13 protein-coding genes, 2 tRNA genes and 2 pseudogenes are annotated in these 13,376 nt (G+C 63.2%); 4 read left to right on the top strand and 13 right to left on the bottom strand.

Annotated elements, in window-relative coordinates; translation table 11 throughout:
- Positions 1–232: 232 nt before the first annotated feature.
- The 6 genes and pseudogenes from RM530_RS19070 to murJ all read right to left on the bottom strand — a co-directional run.
- Positions 233–538, bottom strand: a pseudogene (locus RM530_RS19070) (ATP-binding cassette domain-containing protein); the annotation flags it as partial.
- A gap of 174 nt (positions 539–712) precedes the next feature.
- Positions 713–1,561 (bottom strand): annotated as a pseudogene (locus tag RM530_RS19065) (ATP-binding cassette domain-containing protein); the annotation flags it as partial.
- 45 nt (positions 1,562–1,606) lie between these two features.
- Positions 1,607–2,740: a BaiN/RdsA family NAD(P)/FAD-dependent oxidoreductase gene (locus RM530_RS16285; RefSeq protein ID WP_432276107.1), complete on the bottom strand. Its 1,134-nt coding sequence runs from the start codon at positions 2,738–2,740 to the stop codon at positions 1,607–1,609.
- An 83-nt stretch (positions 2,741–2,823) separates the two neighbouring features.
- On the bottom strand, positions 2,824–4,524 hold the full coding sequence (locus RM530_RS16280; RefSeq protein WP_311366315.1) for a putative bifunctional diguanylate cyclase/phosphodiesterase: 1,701 nt from the start codon (positions 4,522–4,524) through the stop codon (positions 2,824–2,826).
- Between the two features lie 74 nt (positions 4,525–4,598).
- Positions 4,599–4,862, bottom strand: coding sequence for a diguanylate cyclase (locus RM530_RS19060; RefSeq protein ID WP_432276108.1), 264 nt, complete (start codon positions 4,860–4,862; stop codon positions 4,599–4,601).
- 345 nt (positions 4,863–5,207) lie between these two features.
- On the bottom strand, positions 5,208–6,758 hold the full coding sequence (gene murJ / locus RM530_RS16275) for a murein biosynthesis integral membrane protein MurJ (RefSeq protein ID WP_311366314.1): 1,551 nt from the start codon (positions 6,756–6,758) through the stop codon (positions 5,208–5,210).
- Between the two features lie 133 nt (positions 6,759–6,891).
- Here murJ and rpsT point away from each other — a divergent pair, with 133 nt between their 5' ends.
- On the top strand, positions 6,892–7,164 hold the full coding sequence (rpsT, locus tag RM530_RS16270; RefSeq protein ID WP_311366313.1) for a 30S ribosomal protein S20: 273 nt from the start codon (positions 6,892–6,894) through the stop codon (positions 7,162–7,164).
- A gap of 83 nt (positions 7,165–7,247) precedes the next feature.
- Here rpsT and proB read toward each other — a convergent pair whose 3' ends face one another.
- The 4 genes from proB to rplU all read right to left on the bottom strand — a co-directional run bounded on the left by proB (position 7,248) and on the right by rplU (position 10,098).
- The gene (proB, locus tag RM530_RS16265) at positions 7,248–8,375 is read right to left on the bottom strand and encodes a glutamate 5-kinase (RefSeq protein WP_311366312.1); all 1,128 of its coding nucleotides are present in this window, start codon (positions 8,373–8,375) and stop codon (positions 7,248–7,250) included.
- Positions 8,344–9,420 (bottom strand): Obg family GTPase CgtA, encoded by a 1,077-nt coding sequence (gene cgtA, locus RM530_RS16260; RefSeq protein WP_311366311.1) that lies wholly within the window; start codon positions 9,418–9,420, stop codon positions 8,344–8,346. Before cgtA ends, proB begins: the two co-directional genes overlap by 32 nt.
- Positions 9,421–9,501: 81 nt before the next feature.
- Entirely contained in the window at positions 9,502–9,753 is a 252-nt protein-coding gene (gene rpmA, locus RM530_RS16255) for a 50S ribosomal protein L27 (protein WP_311366310.1), read from the bottom strand.
- 30 nt (positions 9,754–9,783) lie between these two features.
- On the bottom strand, positions 9,784–10,098 hold the full coding sequence (gene rplU / locus RM530_RS16250) for a 50S ribosomal protein L21 (protein ID WP_311366309.1): 315 nt from the start codon (positions 10,096–10,098) through the stop codon (positions 9,784–9,786).
- 149 nt (positions 10,099–10,247) lie between these two features.
- Here rplU and RM530_RS16245 point away from each other — a divergent pair, with 149 nt between their 5' ends.
- Together RM530_RS16245 and RM530_RS16240 are read left to right on the top strand one after the other, a co-directional pair.
- Complete coding sequence (locus RM530_RS16245; RefSeq protein ID WP_311366308.1) at positions 10,248–11,216, top strand: polyprenyl synthetase family protein; 969 nt, start codon at positions 10,248–10,250, stop codon at positions 11,214–11,216.
- A gap of 46 nt (positions 11,217–11,262) precedes the next feature.
- Positions 11,263–11,339 (top strand) — tRNA-Pro (locus tag RM530_RS16240).
- A gap of 268 nt (positions 11,340–11,607) precedes the next feature.
- Here RM530_RS16240 and RM530_RS16235 read toward each other — a convergent pair.
- Together RM530_RS16235 and pgl are read right to left on the bottom strand one after the other, a co-directional pair.
- Complete coding sequence (locus RM530_RS16235; RefSeq protein WP_311366307.1) at positions 11,608–12,123, bottom strand: hypothetical protein; 516 nt, start codon at positions 12,121–12,123, stop codon at positions 11,608–11,610.
- An 87-nt stretch (positions 12,124–12,210) separates the two neighbouring features.
- Positions 12,211–12,906: a 6-phosphogluconolactonase gene (pgl, locus tag RM530_RS16230; RefSeq protein WP_311366306.1), complete on the bottom strand. Its 696-nt coding sequence runs from the start codon at positions 12,904–12,906 to the stop codon at positions 12,211–12,213.
- Positions 12,907–13,059: 153 nt separating this feature from the next.
- Here pgl and RM530_RS16225 point away from each other — a divergent pair.
- A tRNA-Arg gene (locus tag RM530_RS16225) sits at positions 13,060–13,136 on the top strand.
- A 29-nt stretch (positions 13,137–13,165) separates the two neighbouring features.
- Here RM530_RS16225 and RM530_RS16220 read toward each other — a convergent pair.
- Positions 13,166–13,376: hypothetical protein (locus RM530_RS16220; protein WP_311366305.1), on the bottom strand; the 211-nt coding region annotated here is incomplete at its 5' end.

Genomic DNA, 13,376 nt, shown 5'->3' with positions numbered 1-13,376 from the left:
GCCACTCGCTATAGCCGCCGATGAAGTCGCCGATGCGGCCTGCGCCTTCGAACACGAAACTGCGCGTGACCACGCGATCCAGAAATTCACGGTCGTGGCTGACCAGCAAGACCGTACCGCTGTATTCGGACAACTGCTCTTCGAGCAAATCCAGGGTCTCGATGTCGAGGTCGTTGGTTGGCTCGTCCAGCACCAGGAGGTTCGAAGGCTGCGCGAACAGACGCGCCAGCATCACGCGCGAGCGCTCGCCGCCGGACAGTGCCTTGATCGGGCTGCGCGCCCGGTCCGGCGTGAAAAGGAAATCCTGCAGATAGCCCATGACATGCTTGCGACCCTGCGGTGATTCGATGAACTCGCGACCATCGGCGATCTGTTCCCAGACCGGTCGTTCGGCGTCCAGCGCCGTACGCAACTGGTCGAACACGGCGATTTCGAGTTTGGTGCCCAAGCGGACCGTGCCCTGGTCGGGCTGCAGCGATCCAAGCAGGAGCTTGAGCAAGGTGGTCTTGCCGACGCCGTTCGGTCCGATCAGTCCGATCTTTTCGCCGCGCAGGACCGTGGCCGAGAAGTTCCGTACCAGCAGGCGCTCGCCGTGCGCAAACTGCAGGCCTTCGGCTTCGATCACCATCTTGCCGGAGCGTTCGGCCTCCTGGACCTGCATCTTGGCCTTGCCGGACAGCTTGCGGCGGCTCGCGAAGTCCTCGCGCAGCGCATACAGGGCACGCACGCGACCTTCGTTGCGGGTCCGCCGAGCCTGGATACCCTTGCGAATCCAGGTCTCCTCCTCGGCGAGCTTCTTGTCGAACAACGCGTTCTGTTGCGCCTCCGCCTGCAGGACGTCCTCCTTGCGCCGCAGGTAGTCGTCATAGCTCCCGGGCCAGCTGCTCAGGGTGCCACGGTCGAGTTCGACGATGCGCGAGGCTACTCGGCGCAGAAAGGCGCGGTCGTGCGTCACGAACAGCAGCGTGCCCGGCCAGTCGACCAGAAAGTCCTCGATCCAGGCGATGCTGTCGATGTCCAGATGGTTGGTCGGTTCGTCCAACAACAGCAGATCGGGCTCCGCGACCAGGGCCTGCCCCAGCAGCACGCGTCGCTTGAGGCCACCGGACAGCGAAGCGAACACCGCATCGGCCGGCAACTTCAGCTTGGTCAGGATGGTTTCGACGCGCGCGTCCAGCGACCAGCCGTCCACCGCTTCGAGTGCTGCCTGCACACGACCGAGATGCCCCATGTCCTCAGAGCCGCTTTCGATCAGATGATGGTACTCGGCGACGAGACGCCCCGCCTCGCCCAGACCCTCGGCGACCACGTCGAAGACACTGCCTTCAGTACCCGGCGGTACGTCCTGCGGAAGCTCGGAGATGCGCGCGCCGCTGTCGATCACGATTTCGCCGTCGTCCGGCTGCTGCGAGCCATTGATCAGACGCATCAGCGTGGATTTTCCGGTGCCGTTGCGGCCGACCAGACAGACGCGCTCGCCGCGCTCGATCGTCAGCTGCGCATGGTCGAGCACCACACTGCGACCCAGACTCAGGCTGACATTCTTGAGGTTGAGGAGCATCGCTTCACAAGGACTGGAGGAAACCGGGGCGCCGATTCTACGGGATCAGACGGCCGCGCCGGCGGCCTGGGCCGAAGCCCAGGCCCATTGAAAGTTGTAGCCGCCGAGCCAGCCTGTGACATCGACCACCTCGCCGACGAAGTAAAGCCCCGGCACGCGCCGTGACTCCATCGTCGACGAGGACAGTTCGCGCGTGTCGACACCGCCCAGGGTCACCTCGGCGGTGCGATAGCCTTCGGTGCCGCTGACAACGATCGGCCAGGCGTTGAGCTGCTGACCGATCTCGCGCAGCGCCGCATCACGGAGCTGCGCCAGCGGCCGATCCTCGAAGAAGCGCGCGCACAGACGCTGTGCCAGGCGCCCCGGCAGCCGCGCGTCCAGCCACTGACGCAGACGCAATCTTGGCTGATCTCGCCGCGCCGACAGCAGGTCATCGGCGGCGTCCAGTTCAGGCAACAGATTCAGGTGCAGCGTGTCCCCCGACTTCCAGTACGAGGAAATCTGAAGGATAGACGGCCCCGAAAAGCCGCGATGGGTCCACAGCAATCCACCGCGAAAATCCGTCCCGTTCGCAGTGGCCGCGGCATCAATGGCGATTCCGGGCAATCCCTCCCAGTCCTCCAGAGGAGTGCCGCTGAGGGTCAGCGGAACCAGACCGGCACGCGTGTCCACAACCGAAAGCCCGAACTGGCGCGCCAGCGCATAGCCGAAACCGGTGGCGCCCATCTTCGGAATCGACAAACCACCGCTGGCGATCACCAGGGATTCCGTCTGGAACCGTCCGCGCGCGGTATCGATCACGAAACCATCGCCTTCGAGACTTTCAACACTCCGCACCGCGCATTCGGTCAGGATGTTCACCCCCGCTGTCTCGCACTCGCTCAGCAACATGCGCACGATGTCCTTGCTCGACTCGTCACAGAACAGTTGGCCGAGTTCCTTTTCGTGATACGCGATGCGGTGGCGTTCGACCAGTGCAATGAAATCCGCCGGTGTATAGCGCGCCAGTGCCGACTTGCAGAAATGTGGATTGGACGACAGGTAGTTGTCCGGGCCGGCGTAGAGGTTGGTGAAATTGCAGCGCCCGCCGCCGGACATCAGGATTTTTTTGCCGACCCGTTTGGCATGTTCGATCAGCACGACGCGGCGGCCACGCTGGCCGGCGACCATCGCACTCATCAGTCCCGCCGCACCACCGCCGATGACCACAACATCACAGGAAAACATGGCGGCCGATCAGGCGACGATGCCGCACGGCATCGTCACAGCAGCCGGGAGGTGAATGCCAGGCGGTCCTCGTTGGTGCCGTAGAGAAACCCTTGCACCGTTCGACATCCCAGTTCGAGCAACCGATCCGCCTGCTCCGCGGTTTCCACCCCTTCGGCGATCACCGTCATGTCCAGATCCTTGCCGACCGACAATATCGATTTCACCAGCGCAGCGGCTCGTGCGTCCGTGGTCATGTCTTTGACGAAGCTCTGGTCGATCTTGAGGGTATCGATCGGCAGGCGCGAGAGCCGCGTCAGCGAGGAATATCCGGTCCCGAAGTCATCCAGGGCCAGGCTCAGGCCCATGTCGTACAACCGCTGCAATTTCTGGTAGACATCGTCATAGGCAAAGTAATCCTCGGTAATCTCCAGGCGCAGGTTCCGCGCCGACACACCGCCCTGACTCAGCAGCTCGTCGAGTTGCTCCGCGAAACCCGGGCTCAGCAGGGCTGCGGGCGCAACATTGACCGCAAGCCGAAAGTCATCGTCGATCAGAGGGGCCCAGGACGCCAGACTGGCCACGGCCTCGCGCAGGCTCCATCGCGTCAGCGGGCGGATCAGCCCGCAGGCCTGGGCCAGCGGAATGAACAGGGACGGAGAAACATTGCCGTGTTTCGGGTGCGTCCAGCGCGCCAGGGCTTCGGCGCCGGTCAGGCGCCCGTCCTGCAGTGAAATCTGCGGCTCATGCCCCATCCACAGTTCATCATCGCCTACCGCCTGACGCAGGTCGGTCTCCAACAACGCGCGCAGCCGCGTCGTCGCCGGCCGACCGGTGCGGTGATACGAAAACGTGTCGCGCCCAGCCCGCTTGGCGGCAAGCATCGCATGGTCCGCCAGGCGCACGAATTCCTGCACGTCGCTGGGGCTCTGATCGGCGCTGACGATCCCGATCGAGACCGTGGTCACGATCTGTTCAGCGCCGACACTCAAGGGCTCACGCATGGCGGCCAGTATCCGCTGGGCAAGCGATTCGACGGAGGACTCATCCATCCCTGTCACCGCCACCACCATGGCATCCCCGCCGACGCGGCCGATCGGCGCGGATTCGCCGACCGCGTGTCCCAGGCGGCTGGACACGTGGACCAGGGCTCGATCGCCGACGCCATGCCCCCAGTTGTCGTTGACGCTGTTGAGACCATCGATACCCACGCAGAGCAGGTACAGCCCCTGTGGCTGCTGGGCTTCGGCATGCCGCAACCGGATCAGTCGTTGCGTGAACGTTTCGCGATTCAACAGGCCGGTGAGTGGATCGTGTTCCACCAAATGGCGTAGCCGACGCTGCTGCTCGAACTGGCGGCGCGCATAGCGGATGCTGCGGTCGAGCAGCGGCGTTACCGCTTCAGCCTTGGACAGGAAATCGGCGACGCCGCAGTCCAGCGCCTGTTGGTCGATACGCTCATCAGGCACCCCGGTGATCAGGATAACGGGTCCGGACAATTCCTCGGCATCTAAGCCTTGCAGCAGTTCCAGACCGGTAAATCCACCGAGGTAAAAATCCATGATGCATACATCGAAGGGCTGACGCAGCGCGGTGACGGCGGTCTCGCGCGTGCGCGCAACCGTGACCTGGTATCGAACCGGAGACACGCGTTGCAGGTAACGCTTCATCAGCAGGACGTCGGCCTGGCTGTCCTCCACCAGCAGAACCCTGACCGTGGTCGCTCCCGCTTCGAGCTGTGGTGCAACTTGGATCATCGTGCCGGGGCCCTCTTCCGAGCGACGTCTGAGTCAATCAGCCGTTTGTTGTGTGTTCTGCGACTGGTATCACTTTATTGCACAAACACAGTCAATTGGGCGAGTTCCCCCCGCTTTCGCCCGCGCTGTCTGGCGCGGTACAGGGCATCGTCGGCGGATTCGATCAGACTGGCAATGTCGGAACCCGTGCGCGGCAATACACTGGCGATCCCCATGCTCACGGAGACCGTCGACTCCGGATCTTCGCCCGAGGACGCGGCGGCGGCGACGGCGACGGCGACGGCGAGGCGAACCCGCTCCGCAAGAACAGTCGCATCCGCCAGATCGGCCTGGGGCAGCAGAATCAGGATTCATCGCGGCCGTAACGGTCGAGCTGGTCCACCGCTCGCAGTGCATTCTAACGGCCATGCCGCCAAGCGGCACCCTGCAGAATGAATCTGCTGCGGCATGGCCGTTCCCCTCACCCACCGCTCGCATTCGCGAGCGGACCCCCCTTGTATGTTTGTTTTCGCGGTAGACGTAATTGTTGTGAAGAGTGTTTAGCGGTACCCGGTGTAGCAGGCCGTCCCCCCCCAGGTTCCAAGACCGTGGGAGAGCATGGGTCGCTGCTTCGGAATTGATTCGAGAACCCGAACGCCGCGCCGCCACCGAACGCAGTGGTGGCCTGAAGCCCTCACTGCGGCTCAGGCGCGTCGCAGATAACGCGCGGGGCGCATCCCCATCGCGTACAGCAATGCAAAGTAGGCGACGGCCGCCGCGACGATCGTCGCGGCGAGCCGGCCCGCCCTGACCATGGCCGGCGCGCTGGTCCAGCCTTCAAGCGAACCAGCCGTCCAGGCCAGCACCACGGCCATCACCAGGTTGGCAATTCCGATACGCAGCAGGAACACGCGCCATTCTCGCCGCGGGCGCCACACGCGCTGCCGATACAGGGCACGCGCCAGCAGACAGGCATTGATCCAGGCGCTGATCGCGGTTGCCAGGGCGATGCCCGCGTGCGGCGCCACGAAATCCATGGCCAGCAGGCTCAGGGTGAATCCGACACTGAGCAGCATTCCACAGACCAGTGCGATCACGCCGAAACGGATCGGTTCGCGTGTCTGCTGTCGCGCATAGAAGCCCGGGATCAGAATCTTCACGAACGAGAAGCCGAGAAAGCCCAAGGCGTAGGCCATCAGCGCCCAGGCCGTCTGCCCGACGTCCGTCACCGTAAATTCGGAATGCTGGAACAGCGTTGAAACGATCGGCCCCGCCAGCACGAACAGCCCCACCGTGGCCGGCAAGCCCAGCAACACCACGGCACGCAAGGCCCAATCCAGGGTGTCGCTGAATTCTTCGGCCGAGTTCCTTGCATGGTGTCCCGCCAGACTCGGCAGGATCACCGTGGCGATGGCGATGCTGAAGGTACCGAGCGGAAATTCCATCAGCCGGTCGGCGAACCACAGCCAGCTCACGCTGCCCTGACCGGGCAGGAACGAGGCAATGATCGAATCCAGCAACAGGCTCACCTGCTGTACCGAAGCTCCGAACACGATCGGGATCATCAACGTGATGATCCTGCGCACCTGCGGGTCGTGCCAGCCCCAGCGCGGCCTTGGCAGCAGTCCCAGCTTGGCCACGGCCGGCAACTGGAACAGCAACTGCACGATGCCGGCGAAGAACACCGCGATCGCCAGCGCCTCGACCGAGGGCGCATACAGCAGCGCCGCCGCGATCATCACGATGTTCAGCCAGACCGGCGTCAGCGCGGGTATCGCGAACTTGCCGTAGGCATTGAGGATGCCCGACACCAGGGCCGCGAGCGACATGAACATCAGGTACGGAAACGTCCAGCGCAGCAGGCGCACGCCCTGTTCAAACTTTTCGGGGTCGTCGGCGAATCCCGGTGCGAAAGCGCCCATCAACAGCGGTGCCGCAATCACCGCCACTGCCGTGAACAACAGCAGGAATCCCCCCAGCGTGCCGGACACCACGTCGATCAGGGCGCGCACCTCGGCCGGACTGCGCGTGTTGCGGGTTTCGGTCAGCACCGGCACGAAGGCCTGCTGGAATGCCCCCTCGGCGAACAGGCGACGGAACAGATTGGGGATGCGGAACGCGACAAAGAACACGTCCATCGCCGCGCCGGCGCCGAACAGCGAGGCCTGCAACACATCGCGGACGAAACCCAGCAGGCGGGAGACCAGTGTCATCAGACTGACGATGCCACTGGAACGGAACAGGTTGGAGGACATGGACGGTGTGTTGTGAACGAAACCCGGAGCCGCCTGACAGTTGACAAGCGCAAGGGGCGTGAGAATACTACGCGCCCTTCATATTTTGACCGACCGCGGAAAATTCCTGCGGCATCGTTTCAGGAGCCCTACCTTGGCCAATTCCCCGCAGGCGAAAAAGCGCGCCCGCCAGTCCGAAATTCGTCGCGGCCGCAACACCGCACAGCGCTCCATGCTGCGCTCGACGATCAAGCGTGTCGTCAATGCGATTGCCGCCAATGACAAGGCCGCCGCCGAAACCGCCTACAAGGACATGGTGCCGGTGCTGGACCGCCACTCGAATCGTGGACTGATTCACAAGAACAAGGCTGCTCGTCACAAGAGCCGCCTGACGCAGCGTATCCAGGCGATCTCCGCCTCTGCCTGAGTCATCGCTTTGTCGTACTGAAAAACGCGGGCCACGGCCCGCGTTTTTTTATGTCCCGAATGCAGGCCGACAGCGGCGATACTTCAGTCGACCACCACCAGATTGTCGCGGTGGATCATTTCCGGCTCACCCAGAAAGCCCAGGCGCTCGAACAACGCGGATGACGGTGTGCCGACGATCTGCGCGGCATCGGCCGCCGCATAGTTGACCAGACCGCGTGCCACCTCTTGTCCCTGCAGGTCCAGACACTGCACCAGATCGCCACGCTCGAAGCCACCTTCGACACTCAGCACGCCGACCGGCAGCAGGCTGCGCCCCTGCTCCCGAAGTACACGCGCCGCGCCCTCGTCCACGAACAGTCGACCACGCACCTGCAATTGGCCCGCGATCCAACGCTTGCGCGCCGCCATCGGTCCGCGCACAGGACGTAACAGAGACCCCACGGATTCGCCCGCCGCAATCCGCTCCAGCACACGCTCCGTGCGTCCGTGCGCGATCACCGTGGCTGCGCCGGAACGCGCGGCCCATTGCGCCGCCAGCAGCTTGGTGCGCATGCCGCCGCGCCCCAGATCGCCACGACCTTCGCCAGCCATTGCGGTCAATGCCGGATCGGACAGATCGGCCTCGCTCAGCAGGCGCGCGTCGGCGCTCTGCCGCGGGTCGGCCGTATAGAGCCCGTCCTGATCGGTCAGGATCACCAGGGTTTCCGCTTCGATCAGATTGCTCACCAGCGCGCCGAGCGTGTCGTTGTCGCCGAGCCGGATTTCATCCGTCGCCACCGTATCGTTCTCGTTGACCACCGGGACCACGCGCCACTCCACCAGGGTGCGCAGGGTCGCCCTGGCATTGAGATAACGCGCGCGATGGCTGACGTCATCGTGCGTCAGCAAGACCTGCGCGGTGCGCAGGCCATGCGCCTGGAACGCCGCTTCCCAGGCCTGCACCAGACCCATCTGGCCGACCGCGGCGACCGCCTGGAGTTCATGCAGCAGCTCGGGTCGCTTCGACAGGCCCAGGCGGGCCCGGCCCTCGGCCACCGCGCCGGACGACACCATCACGACCTGATGCCCGCGCGCCACCAAGGCAGCGATCTGAGCCGCCCAATCGGCGATCGCTTCGCGATCCAGGCCGCGACCCTTCGCCGTCAGCAGCGAGGAGCCGACCTTGACCACCCAGCGCCTAGTTTGCGTCAGGCTCGCCCGCGGGCTCATCGCCCCACTCCTCGGCTTCGTGCTTGGCCTCGCGTGCCCAGGCGGCTTCGATCCAATCCATGGCTTCGCGCCCAAGTTCCTCCAGCCCGCGCTGCGCGGCCGCCGAGATCGCGAACCAACGGCCCTGCCAATCCAGGCCTTCGACGATTTCACGGCAGCGCTGTTGCGCCTGGTCCGCATCCAGCAGATCGGTTTTGTTGAGCACCAGCCATTGTTCACGGCCCGCCAGATCGGCGCCGAACTGCTCGAGCTCACCGCGAATCGCGCGCACGTTCTCGATCGGGTCGCTTTCGTCCGGCGGCAGCACGTCCACCAGATGCAGCAGTAGCCGCGTACGCGACAGATGCTTCAGAAAACGGATGCCCAGCCCGGCACCATCGGCGGCGCCCTCGATCAGACCGGGAATGTCGACCATCACGAAGCTGCGCAGGGGCCCCACCGAAACCACACCCGGCTGCGGATACAGCGTCGTGAACGGATAGTCCGCGATCTTCGGCCGCGCTGCGGACATCGAAGCCAGCAGGGTGGATTTGCCGGCGTTGGGCATGCCCAGCAGTCCGACGTCCGCCATCACCGACAGTTCCAGACGCAGATCGCGCTGCTCGCCGGGATAACCAGGTGTGTTCTGACGCGGTGCGCGGTTGATGCTGGACTTGAAGCGGGTATTGCCGATGCCGTGAAAACCGCCGCGCGCCACGCAGACCCGTTCCGTTCGCCGCGTCAGCTCGCCGATCAATTCGCCGGTATCGCCGTCATAGATCTGCGTGCCCAGAGGCACCGGGATTTCCAGATCGTCACCACCGGCGCCATTGCAGTTGCTCTTGCCACCGGATGCGCCGTGCTGTGCCCGAAAAACGCGATTGAAACGAAAGTCCGCCAGGGTATTGAGGTTGAAATCCGCAACCGCATAGACACTGCCGCCATCCCCCCCGTCGCCACCATCCGGACCGCCGAATGGAATCGAGCGCTCGCGGCGGAAGCTGATGTGCCCGCGACCGCCGTTGCCGGCCTCCACACGAATTTTTGCTTCGTCAACGAATTTCATGATGCATTTGCGCTCGATTCAGGCGTCCGGACACAAAAAAGGCCCCGCGAACGAGGCCCTTTCTGCGAGTGCCGGAACGCCTCAGGCTGCAACGATGTTGACCACCGTCCGGCCCTTGCGCGGCTTGAACTCGACCTTGCCGTCCGCCTTGGCGAACAGGGTGTAATCGCGGCCCATGCCACAGTTCACGCCCGGGTGCAGTTCACTACCGCGCTGACGCACGATGATGTTGCCCGCGATGACGCTCTCGCCGCCGAAATGCTTCACGCCTAGGCGCTTGGATTTCGAATCGCGACCGTTCTTGGAACTGCCGCCTGCCTTTTTATGTGCCATTGCTGATTCCTCTTAAAGCCGTGCGACGCCTCAGGCGCCGACGATCTCCGTGATCTTCACTTCGGTGAAGTGCTGACGGTGACCCTGTTCCTTGTGATAGTGCTTGCGGCGGCGGTGCTTGACGATGCGCACCTTGTCGCCACGGCCATGGGACAGGACCTCGGCCTTGACCTCCGCGTCCGCCACATGCGGAGCGCCGACCTTGGCGGATCCACCTTCACCCACCATGAGCACTTCGTCGAAGGAAATCGTGCTGCCCACCTCGGCGGTCAACAGTTCCACACGAAGTTTCTCGCCAGAGGCGACCTTATACTGTTTGCCACCGGTCTTGATCACGGCGTACATCGCACACTCCAGAACGTCCAAATCGAATCGGGCCGGCGGCCCGGAAGGGCGCGAATTCTATAGTCTTGCCGGCACCCGGTCAAACCTGGCTGAATTGACGGAATAGCCCACAAACTCTAGGATCGCCGGGCCTTTTCTCCCCCGCTCCCATGGAACTCAAAGCGATACTCTCGCCGATCGCGGATGACCTTCGCTGCGTCGATGATCTGATCCGTCAAAGACTCACGTCAGAAGTGGCGTTGATCAATGAAATGGGCAACTACATCGTCAACGCGGGCGGCAAGCGCATGCGCCCGGCGCTGCTGGTACTGACAGCGCGAGCCTTTGGCTGCCAGACGGCCGAACCTCACCTGCTGGCGGCGGTGATCGAATTCATTCATACCTCGACGCTGCTGCATGACGATGTCGTCGACGAATCGGTGCTGCGCCGAGGCCGGGAGACCGCCAACGCGGTCTGGGGCAACTCCGGCGCCGTGCTGTCCGGTGATTTCCTGTACAGCCGCAGTTTTCAGATGATGGTCGAAACCGGTCGCATGGAAGTCATGCAGGTTCTGGCCGACGCGACCAACGCGATCGCCGAGGGCGAGGTTCTGCAGTTGCTGAACATTGGCGACCCCGATGTCGAGGAGGCCCGCTATCTGCGCGTGATCGAACTCAAGACCGCCCGTCTGTTTCAGGCCGCGGCCGAACTGGGGGCGATCTGCGCTGACCAGCCGCCTGCGGTGCGAAAACAGGCCGCCGAGTTCGGCCACTGGCTGGGCATGGCGTTCCAGATGGTCGACGATCTGCTCGACTACACGGCTCCGCCCGAGATCAGCGGCAAGAATATCGGCACCGACCTGGCGGAAGGCAAGCCCACCCTACCCTTGATTCATGCAATGCGGCACGGCACCGAAGCACAGTCCGGCATGATTCGCGAAGCCATTCGCAACGGACAGCTCGAACGACTCGCCGAGGTGCTCAAGGTCGTTGAATCCACACGGGCGATCCACTACACTGCCGCGCTCGCTGCCAGCCATGCCGACAAGGCGCACGCGGCGGTGACCGGAATTCCCGATTCTCCCTACAAGGAGACGATGCTGGCGCTGACGCGCTTCGCGATCGAGCGGGATCGCTGAAAGACCGGCGGAATCGGCGTTACAGATTCAGTCTAAGTTGCAGATGCGGGGTGTAGCTCAGCTTGGTAGAGCGCTTGCTTCGGGAGTAAGAGGTCGCAGGTTCGAATCCTGTCACCCCGACCAATAAAATCAGGATTGTTCCTATCGAAAAGGCCAGCGAATTCGCTGGCCTTTGTCGTTTGTTCCGCCGGATGGGGTCCAGAAGGCATAAGCACAACGCCATCGGCGCACCGAGCCGATCTCGATCTCACTGACGCAACCGGCTCCCGCCTGCGTCAAGGCGCTCATCCGCCGCTTTGCGCAGAGCACAGCAGTAGCAAACTCGTGCAGCGGTCGCAGACCATACCCCCGTCTTACTTGAGTGGAGCGAACGAATGCTTCAACGGCTCGATCAAGGCTCGACTTGGACGACAGGTGCGGTGCGGCCCATGGACGCAAGCCTGCGAGACAGTCTGAACGCGTAGGTTTCCACGGCACGCCAATCCCAGTCGGATGCTGCGCCCAGTTCCGGGTATCGACGTTCACGTGACCGGGCACGAGATTCGGAATTGACGGCGACTCTGCACTGAAATGTGTTGGGCGGTGTGCAGTAAATGTGAAGGCGGATGATGCCCCAGCCGCTCAGCGAGTATCGGTACGACTTGCCATTCCGGGGCGGATCAAACCTGAGCTTTCGTTCTAGAACCTGCCCCTTCATCGACGGATACCAGAACCCGAAAGCGTAGTTGCGAACACCAGTGTCTGCACAAAGCGCGGCCTTCGCTTGGATCTCCGCCGCGGACGCAAAGTGCTGCAGCGGTTCCTCGAGCTCCGATTCGCAGGCCGTTACCACGGGACTCTCCGCCTGATACGCGCCTGCAGCCAGGACGCCGAAGTCGGAGACGGTGATGATGGTGGCAAGCGTCACGGAGCATCCCTTGCTGTTGCGGTGTGTGTGCCCCCATTGGGGGTGACTGACGTGCGTTGCGGAGGCAATGGTCCAATCATGCAAGGCCTAGCTCAACCACACATCCAACGGAACCTTGTTCTGGCGAAGAACGGCCCGAATCGGCATGTCCTCGATCGGCCCCGGCGCCAGCGCGGACCGGTAAACCGCCTCCTTGGCGGCCCCGCCAATCTGCAGGACCAGCAACCGACTGTCGAGCAGACCGTTCAATGTCAGTGACATGCGTTGATGCGGCGCCGCTGGCGGCGTGACGGCGAGGCACAGGTCTTCACTGCTCAGGCCAACCGAAAGCTCGGAAGCGCCCGGGAACAGCGAGGCCGTATGTCCATCTTCCCCCATTCCCAGCAAGATCACGTCGAACGGACGCGGCAGCGCCGCCAACGCCGCCTCGCACTCGGCCTGCCCAGCGTAGGCATCCGGCGCCTCATTCTTCATCGGCACGAAGCGAGCCGCCGCTGCCGGCCCGGTCAACAGATGCTCGCGAATCAGGCGACTATTGCTGTCAGCGTGGTCCGGCGACACCCAACGCTCGTCGACTTGCGCAACCACCAGCTTGTCCCACTCGATCGCATGACCGCGCAGCGCGTCGAATACCGCCGCTGGCGAACGCCCCCCGGAAACGGCCAGCAGCGCCGTATCCCGTGCCGTGATCGCCTGCTGCAGTCGCGCGGCGACTGAAGCGGCGAGTGCTACAGCAGTTTGTGCTGCCGTGTCATGCCTAAATTCTCGGATCGTCGACGCCATTCCGCAGTCCTTCCAGGTTCAGGAGTTTCTACAGTAACCCGCGAAGGTAAGCGGCACTTCCCGAGCGCGATTGATTACCAAAGGACTATCACCCGGAAAAAAACGTCTCTATAATGCGCGACCTCGCTGCCCGGGTCGGGCCGCGAAGACAATGCGCCCGTAGCTCAGTTGGATAGAGCACCAGGCTACGAACTTGGGGGTCGGTGGTTCGAATCCATCCGGGCGCGCCAAACATAAGTTGTTGAAGGGCCAAGGCTTTCTAGCCTTGGCCCTTTTTCTTTGGCGCACCGCACAGAACGCAAAATCGTCCCAGGGACGGTTTGGGGACGATTTTGGGACAGTCATTTCTAAATAATTCTTTAATAACAAACGGATGCTGGGCACTGGCTGGTTTGACATGCGACGAAAGCTTGATGCGTACACTTGTCAACAGTATCAATTCGCTCCCCACCATCGCGGCCATTTGGAGG

The sequence above is a fragment of the Banduia mediterranea genome, from assembly GCF_031846245.1.
GTDB classification, from domain to species: Bacteria; Pseudomonadota; Gammaproteobacteria; order Nevskiales; family Nevskiaceae; genus Banduia; species Banduia mediterranea.
This window is presented reverse-complemented; position numbering and strand designations above follow the sequence as displayed.

What these genes read in the sequence shown, in the direction of transcription:
- rplU (WP_311366309.1), bottom strand. Translation starts at nt 10,098, where the DNA reads ATGTACGCCGTGATCAAGACCGGTGGCAAACAGTATAAGGTCGCCTCT.
- RM530_RS16285 (WP_432276107.1), bottom strand. Translation starts at nt 2,740, where the DNA reads ATGAGTGCGATGGTCGCCGGCCAGCGTGGCCGCCGCGTCGTGCTGATC.
- cgtA (WP_311366311.1), bottom strand. Translation starts at nt 9,420, where the DNA reads ATGAAATTCGTTGACGAAGCAAAAATTCGTGTGGAGGCCGGCAACGGC.
- RM530_RS16280 (WP_311366315.1), bottom strand. Translation starts at nt 4,524, where the DNA reads ATGATCCAAGTTGCACCACAGCTCGAAGCGGGAGCGACCACGGTCAGG.
- pgl (WP_311366306.1), bottom strand. Translation starts at nt 12,906, where the DNA reads ATGGCGTCGACGATCCGAGAATTTAGGCATGACACGGCAGCACAAACT.
- proB (WP_311366312.1), bottom strand. Translation starts at nt 8,375, where the DNA reads ATGAGCCCGCGGGCGAGCCTGACGCAAACTAGGCGCTGGGTGGTCAAG.
- murJ (WP_311366314.1), bottom strand. Translation starts at nt 6,758, where the DNA reads ATGTCCTCCAACCTGTTCCGTTCCAGTGGCATCGTCAGTCTGATGACA.
- RM530_RS16245 (WP_311366308.1), top strand. Translation starts at nt 10,248, where the DNA reads ATGGAACTCAAAGCGATACTCTCGCCGATCGCGGATGACCTTCGCTGC.
- rpmA (WP_311366310.1), bottom strand. Translation starts at nt 9,753, where the DNA reads ATGGCACATAAAAAGGCAGGCGGCAGTTCCAAGAACGGTCGCGATTCG.